This is a genomic window from Georgenia daeguensis (assembly GCF_039537705.1).
Taxonomy (GTDB): domain Bacteria; phylum Actinomycetota; class Actinomycetes; order Actinomycetales; family Actinomycetaceae; genus Georgenia; species Georgenia daeguensis.
In genome coordinates, this window is the sequence record NZ_BAABBA010000101.1 from 1 (window position 1) to 558 (window position 558).

Annotated in this window: 1 protein-coding gene and 1 pseudogene; both read right to left on the reverse strand. The window is 64.7% G+C overall.

Going from position 1 to position 558, the window contains the following annotated elements; genetic code table 11:
• Positions 1-108 precede the first annotated feature (108 nt).
• The gene (locus tag ABD774_RS21595; protein ID WP_345045854.1) at positions 109-417 is read right to left on the reverse strand and encodes an LbetaH domain-containing protein; all 309 of its coding nucleotides are present in this window, start codon (positions 415-417) and stop codon (positions 109-111) included.
• A gap of 14 nt (positions 418-431) precedes the next feature.
• Positions 432-558 (reverse strand): annotated as a pseudogene (locus ABD774_RS21600) (IS5/IS1182 family transposase); the annotation flags it as partial.

A 558-nucleotide genomic window follows, 5' to 3' on the forward strand; every position in this document is an offset into this window, starting at 1 on the left:
GATTCCGCGCGACCCGCACGACGTCGTCGCGGAACTCCTTGGGGTATGGCTTAGGCACGGTGCACATCCTTCCAGTGGCACCCTGCGGCACCACAGATCAGATGTCACCTATCCGTGCAGCAGACCCACCGTCATGCCGCCGGAGAGGACTCCACGGCTGATGTGGGCGAAGTGCTGCAGGAGCACTCCACCGTTGACACGTGCGTCACCGTCGATGCGGGCGTTGTGCGCCAGTGTGACCTGGCCACGGACGATCGCTTCGCCGCTGATGCAGCTGTTGTCGCGCAATGTGCACGTGTCGGCTACGACCGCATGCCCTTCGATCATGGAGCGGTCGAAGAGCCGGACGGATCCGACCACGACCGCCTGGTCCTTGATCATGGCGTTCGGTCCGACAAAGACGCTCGGGGCGACCACGGCGCGCAGACTGACTAGGACGTGTCTCCCAATAGCCGTTGCCAGGTCAGGATGGCGCTGAGGGTGACGCCGGCGCGGTAGGTGATGGCGAGTTTGTCGTACCGGGTCGCGATGCCGCGCCACTGCTTGGCGAGAGCGAAG